Source organism: Moorena sp. SIO2C4, assembly GCF_010672485.1.
Taxonomy (GTDB): Bacteria; Cyanobacteriota; Cyanobacteriia; order Cyanobacteriales; family Coleofasciculaceae; genus Moorena; species Moorena producens.
In genome coordinates, this window is sequence record NZ_JAAHGN010000350.1 from 1 (window position 1) to 6863 (window position 6863).

Genomic DNA, 6863 nt, shown 5'->3' on the forward strand with positions numbered 1-6863 from the left:
ATTCGCCAGCCACATCTTCACCAAATGGTCCAGCTGAGTGATAGGGGAATGAATACACTTCTTCTCCAGTAGTTGTACTTATCGGCCAATTATGATATGTTGTTGCAACACTCGAACCATTAACAATTTTAAAGGCATCGTAATTTCCAAGGCTCGCCAATAAAATAAACACTTCAATAGAATGCGATTCAGCGGAAATGTACTTAGGTCGAATGTCATTATTTAAAAGTGATCGAAGGATCACATGGTCATAATGCTCGATATCGATCTTGACGTAATAGGGATATCCGTGTTCGTAAAAGAGCTGATTGACAGTTTTTCCAGGTAGGAAGACTTTTTCGTAGTTTTCAGGTTTATGTGTGGGAGCAGGAAACTGGCTTAGCACATGTTTAGTTTTATGTATGTAGAAGGGAACGCTTGTAACTTCATTAGCTGCTGTCAGAACACAATTCTCAATAACTAGTTTCTGTTGTTGAATCTCGAGTGCGAATCGTTTCTGCATTTGTTCACAAAGGATCGGATTGGCCTCGACAGCAATAACGATATCGGCTTTCTTCAAATAATAAGGGACATCATCTCCGTTATTAGCACCGATATCATAAATAATTTTTTTGTTCCCATTTGTAATTGAAGTCATTACTCGCTATTTATTTATATCCTTTACGGTTCACACTTCAATATACTTTATATTAACGATACTATCAGGATATTTTGATGGCGGAATACATTTTGCTCTGTCTCTAACTTGAGGATATTTACTTTGCCAACTTATTCTTTATAATAGTTTTTTAGTCTCGGTATTTAATTCTCTAATGAATCTCAGGTAAATACCCATTTTTATTGATTTTATATAATTATATCTTATTATGTCAAAAATAGGTAATTAATTTTGTGCACCTGCTTATTAAGTTTATTGACTTATTATGCTGAGGGGGTGACCTGACCCCTAAAAAGCTTAGTATATAAGGCTTTGATGTCAATGATATCATGGAAGATACAGTCCCAAATTAACCCTCGATTCATTTTATGGAAGCTCAAAACCTTATAACTACGTCCAAGGTCGCGCCCAAAACAGAATGTATATTTTTGTAACTTATGGGCTAAAATTATTACTGGGTAATAATTTCAGCTTGCATGTCACCCCCCCAGCTTATTATGACGAATAATTTATTTGGTTATCACTACTTATTTAGACAGCATATACCCTGTGAAATTTTAAGTACAGAATCTTGGTTATTTGTCAAAAAAAATTAGATGCGTTTGCCCTGATTACCGCTACCGTCACCTAGCATGAGAATTTTGATTTGCTTAGGATCTAATCCCCACTTTTCAGTGTATAAGCTGATTCGGTTTAGTGCTGACTCAGTCCATTTTTGTCGAGCAGGGTTTATCCAGAAAACAAGGGTTTCAAAGATAAATCCATAGCTCTCGCGGTAGAGTTGCTCCATATGTTCGTCATAGTGGTGGGGTGTTACCTGGAAGACAGGTATATCCTGTAGGACATTCCAGCCCAGATTCATACCTTCCATCCATACTCTGTGTCTAACTTATTGCTCCGATAAATCTGTAAATTTAGTAATTTCATTAACGATATCTTCAAAGGATAAAGGAATATGTGATGCTATGTCTAATTTCATGATTACTAGAATTTTTTGATGACGTTTTAAACTAACTTTTTTATTATTTAAATACTACTTACTTTTATATCTAAATAATTCAGGATTGAATTATTTTTTAATTAATCATGAATTTCTGATTAACGTCTTTGTCCAGTTCACTAATGGCAGGGAGGACAATCCCTGACTTACCTTGGCCTTAAAACTCAGCTTGGGTACAAACAGTTTTGGTGTAGACTTTACTAAGTGAGCTTGAGAAGGTCTAGTCAGTTTTTGGTAAACCAAACAGGCTCCTACTCCTAACTGATGGTGGGAATTAGCTGCACAAATTCTGATCGGTAATAAACCAGACCATCTTGCTAGTATGCTTAACATTACTTTTGTGAAAATTGTAGCTTTTCCTACCACTAATAAAAATCCCGATTCAGGGAGTTGTGGTTCAATCTCTACCAGAAGCTCCTTGATAGATAGCAGCTTATCCGGCAAATCCACCATTACCATCTGAAATTGTTTGCCCCCTGTCAGCTCTAAAGGCAGACTTTGTAGCTGAACCTGGTCTTTAACCTCAACCTTGGAGCACCAAGTTTTGACATCTGCTAAAGCTTCTGTAGTATTAGCATAAGTAATATCTAACCGTGGCAAGTCTGCTAAATCTGACAGTAGCTCTTTATTTCTACCTTTCCAGTAGAGAAGTTTGATTCGAGAGTTAAGCCGATGGATTTCTTGAATCAGCTCGTAAATTTTTAAACGAATGACAAATTTTTTTTCGTCTATCGGCTGATTAATGTGCCGCACCCGTGTGTCATGTTCTAAACGGAAAGGCGGCTCAATCTCACCCTGTAAGATGTAGCGGTAGAACTTTTGCTGTATTGCTTGTTGACTGTAGCAATCTATCAGCTTTTGATGAGCTGCTATAGCAATTTTTTCTGCTTGCTCAGGATGCTTTAGATAAAACTCAATCTTATTCAGCAGCTCATTTTCACTATCATAGCACTCTAGGTGAACCCCTTCTTCAAATAGAGAAAATAAACCTGACTGAGGAGTGAGACGGTCTGTTAGTAGAAAACCTCCTGCCATGAGTACCTCAAAAATCCGGCGATTTGTATCTCCATTTAAACCACAATTCAATACTATCCGGGACTTACTGTAGTCCTCTAAGGATTCAACATATGGTTTGCGACTGATATCAATTTTGACGCCATTATCCTGCAGGAACTTTAGTAGGTTGCTGCGGTAGACGTGCAGTGATGACTGAGAACCTCGGAAAATAATATCGTAGGATTTGGCTTCCTTCTTCTGAGGAACATAGTGGTCAATGACAGGAGTTCCTGGTAACCAGAAGACATTTTTCAGACCTGCTTCCACAAAGAAATGTAAATGTTGAACCCCCTGATAGACCCAATGGTAATCACAGTCAAAGCTTTGGCAGTATCTAATGATGCCACTTAGAGACCCATCACCCCAGTGAAAAGTATCCCCAATTTTCATGACTTTTGGACATGTTAATTTATCAAGTCCTCGCGGCATGAAGTGTATATTCCTGGCAGACATCTGCACTAGATCAGGATAGAAATCACTGGGTAATTTATCTAAAATAATATCAATAGAGAATTCTCCCATTGGGACGGGAATAGCTTTACCTGCCTTTACAGCCTCTGGCGGTGGATTAGGGCAAGCAGTTAATAGTTGAGGGTCATTTTCTCTTAATCGATTCAGATTGAACTGAGAAATTGATACAGGACCAGAAATAATACGTAGTTCCTTAATCATTAAGGTAGTGCCACAAATTGAGAGGTTGTCATAGAATCAGCTACTTTTTGAGCCAAAGCCTTTAGAGTGCTATGCAGTTGGTGCCATAATCAAGGCTTGAGCCTGCACTAAATCCTCAGGGGTATTAATCTCCAAAACTGCCCTTTCAGTAAGACACACCCGAATCGCAAATCCATGTTCCAGTACTCGCAACTGCTCTAAGCCTTCACACTCCTCTAGGAGTGTGGGTGACAGTTGAGCATATTTGCTCAGGAAATCTCGCTCAAAAGCATAGAGTCCGAGATGGTGAAATACAGGTGCATCTCCAGAATTACGGAAGTAAGGAATGGGAGCGCGGGAAAAGTAGAGGGCGTGACTTTTGCGATCGCATACGACCTTGACTGAGTTAGGGTCTTGATAGTTTGTTGCCATATCCAGAGGACAAGCAAGAGTCGTCATTGCAGGAAACTCCCCTTTGAGATAGGGACTTACCAGCTGGGTCAGCATCTGAGCAGTAACAAAAGGTTGGTCTCCTTGGACATTGGCTATTGCCGTCATTTCCGGATAACGTTGAGCTACTTCTGCAACCCGGTCAGTACCAGTAGCATGGTCTGAGCGAGTCATTTCTACCTCTCCCCCAAACTTCCCCACACAATCCGCAACTAATTCAGAGTCAGTGGCAACTACCACCTTAGTGAAATCAGGACAACGTTTAGCTGCTTCATAAACCCTCTGCACCATTGGGCGATCGCCAATCATTGCCAAGGGTTTGCCAGGAAAACGAGTTGAATCATAGCGAGCAGGAATAACGGCAAGAATATTCATAAACTAAGTTACCTAACGGGTGATATAATGACTGTTATTAAATTTATCAGTAGCTTTTTTTAACTCTCGTAAAGACGAGAAATAACTGGAGTATTGCCACAGGTTTGGGCGTAAAATAAATTATCGAAAAATATACTTTATAGCTTTCAAATCTACCAATATCTCTTACCCAAAACAAAGACTTGATTATGATTCCGAGACCGCAGTTGCTGATTATGGGTATGATTTCGCCCCCCTAACCCCCCAATACTGGGGGGAAGGAAACTCTCAAAGTCCCGCGCCGCCCAATACTGGTGGGAATTAGCGGATGCTTCGATTTTTTACAGATGGGGATTTAGGAGGCAGTAGCCAAATAATACAAATAAATTCATACTTAAATTCAGCAACGCCTTATGATCTATTTGTAAATGCTATAGCTAAGTCTACTAAACCAGGGTGAAAGCATCAGACGTGATAGTTGTTGCTTGCACCCGATTTAGTAAAGCTAACTGTTCACCACCATTGATAATCCAGGTATCATTGCTATTGGAACCAGTACCTTGAGTGATTGTCAGCTGCTCCCACCTTAAACCACCAGATAGTGCCAGCCAATCTTCACCAACTACAAAATCAGTAATGGTCTTAGTTCCCTCTCCTGGGGCTAAGACAAATATGTCGTCACTAGCACCTCCAGTTAGTAGGTCATTACCACCACCACCATTAATGATATTGACATCTCCATCACCTATTAAAATATCGTCATAAGGTGAGCCAATCATGTTTTCAATATCATTAAGAGTATCTTCACCACTATTAGTATTCAGAATGCTGTTGTACCAAACATCAGCAACCTTTCCATAACCTTCTACATTGGGGTGAACACCATCTGGCAAATCACTGGGCACTAAGGCACTGTAAACATCGACAAAAGTTACGTTTTTGTCTTCCTCGACCTTGTCACTGACAATATCGGGTATAGATAAATTAAAATCTATGCCCTGCTGTTGTTGTGCTGGAGTTGGAATAAAATCACTGTCCGGTTGCTCTGGATTTGTACCAAATGGTGGGATTGAGCTTACCAAAAGCTCTGTATCTGGTAACTGATTAGTAATCTGATCAATGAGATTACTAAGCCGTAATGGTGCTGTTAATGATCGTCACCTTTGAGTATGTCATTGGTGCCGATCATTAACAGCACCATATCTGGCTGATAAGTGTTTAACCAACCATTAACATTATTGGCAATATCACGAATTCTCCATCCCCCAAATCCCGCATTGTCTTTATCAAAGCCATCGGGTCCAGTAGACTGGGGGCCAACAAAATCTATGTTGAAACTATCATCGACTAATAAATTCCACAAATCATCACGGTAAGCTGCTGTATCTCCCCAATCCCGACCAGGCAAGCCGAAGGTGTTGGAATCACCTAGGGGCATAATCTTAAACGGCGTGTCAGGTGAAGTGGCAAATTTGTGAGTGACGATATCAGTTTCTAGGTTGGCAATGATAGAGCCGTTTGCCTGAACATAAGTTATAGTATCAATTCCGTTGCCCCCATTAAACGTGTTGTTACCTGTACCACCATTAATTACGTTACCGAAGTTGACAGTTGGTGGGTCTAGTTCAGGCTCAGCCTCAGGAGTTGGGGTCACAGATGGTGAGACCGGAATCAAATCAAGGTAGTTGATATTGAAGCCCCCACTCAGTACATCCAGGCGCAATTGATGAGTCCCGGCACTGAGGCTGAGCACTTGGGAAGACTCGATCGTCTGCCAAGTTCTCCAGCCACCAGTGTTGCCCAAATTCACACTAGCCTGTTCTCCGTCTAGACTGACTTGGAAGCTATGATTGCCATTGAGTGCAGAAGCCACACGAGCTTCGAGTTGATAAGTCCCGGAACTGGGAATGGTGACCTCATAGGTCAGCCATTCTCCTGACTCAATCCAACCCACCAGCGGCGTGCCATCTACATCGCCGCTGTCAGAAATATCCACATCCTCAAAGCGATACTCTCCACCATTGTTGCCAGGGTCAAGATCGTAATAAGCTACCCCTTGACCACCAGTATTGTAGTCTTCTGCTTCGATGCGAACAGAGTTCATAACCTACTCCTAATAATTTTTATTTCCTATTACACGAGTAGGTAGATGCTTCTTCAAGCTTGCTCAAAGTATACCACTTTGAGCAATGTCATGGAGTCTAAGTAAGCCAATACAGCGTTTGTGTTTATCCACCACCGGCAACACGGAGATTTGAGAAGTCCGATTTTCCATAAGCTGTAAGGCATCGTAAGCCAGTTGGTCAGGTTGAACCATTACCGGATTGGGAGTCATAATTGCTACTGCCTTGAGGTGTTCTAGCTCCGTTGGCTTGATTTTGGCAATCGAACGTCGTAAATCACCGTCAGTAATAATTCCGAAAAGTTCACCCTTATCGTCAACTACATTGACTGCTCCCAAACTGCCTTTAGTGATAGCACCAACAATTTCAATCCAGCTGGCTTGAGGGGAAATCACAGGGTTGTCTTGGTCTTTGTGCATTAAGTCTGCGACTCTCAAAGTCAGGCGCTTACCCAAACGTCCTGCCGGATGATTCAGAGCAAAATCTTCTGGCGTTAGCCCCTTAATTGGCATTAGTGTCATTGCCAAAGCATCTCCAATTGCCAGAGCAACCGTTGTGCTGGTAGTTGGAG

At 41.2% G+C, this 6863-nt stretch carries 7 protein-coding genes; all 7 read right to left on the reverse strand.

The features are described 5' to 3' along the window. Window positions 1-637 (reverse strand): FkbM family methyltransferase (locus F6K20_RS18465; RefSeq protein WP_287295585.1); only part of this gene is annotated, 637 nt, incomplete at its 3' end. Between the two features lie 613 nt (window positions 638-1250). Continuing rightward, complete coding sequence (locus F6K20_RS18470) at window positions 1251-1529, reverse strand: hypothetical protein (protein WP_287247466.1); 279 nt, start codon at window positions 1527-1529, stop codon at window positions 1251-1253. A 213-nt stretch (window positions 1530-1742) separates the two neighbouring features. Then, window positions 1743-3386, reverse strand: a complete 1644-nt coding sequence (locus tag F6K20_RS18475; RefSeq protein WP_287295587.1) for a glycosyltransferase family protein — start codon at window positions 3384-3386, stop codon at window positions 1743-1745. A gap of 69 nt (window positions 3387-3455) precedes the next feature. After that, window positions 3456-4190 carry a 3-deoxy-manno-octulosonate cytidylyltransferase gene (gene kdsB / locus F6K20_RS18480; protein WP_071107466.1) on the reverse strand — a complete coding sequence of 245 codons (735 nt, stop codon included), beginning with the start codon at window positions 4188-4190 and terminating at the stop codon, window positions 3456-3458. A 425-nt stretch (window positions 4191-4615) separates the two neighbouring features. Then, complete coding sequence (locus F6K20_RS18485) at window positions 4616-5251, reverse strand: hypothetical protein (RefSeq protein WP_287247462.1); 636 nt, start codon at window positions 5249-5251, stop codon at window positions 4616-4618. Window positions 5252-5316: 65 nt separating this feature from the next. Beyond that, window positions 5317-6273: a carbohydrate-binding protein gene (locus tag F6K20_RS18490; protein ID WP_287247460.1), complete on the reverse strand. Its 957-nt coding sequence runs from the start codon at window positions 6271-6273 to the stop codon at window positions 5317-5319. 63 nt (window positions 6274-6336) lie between these two features. Further along, window positions 6337-6863 (reverse strand): CBS domain-containing protein (locus F6K20_RS18495; protein ID WP_287295589.1); only part of this gene is annotated, 527 nt, incomplete at its 5' end.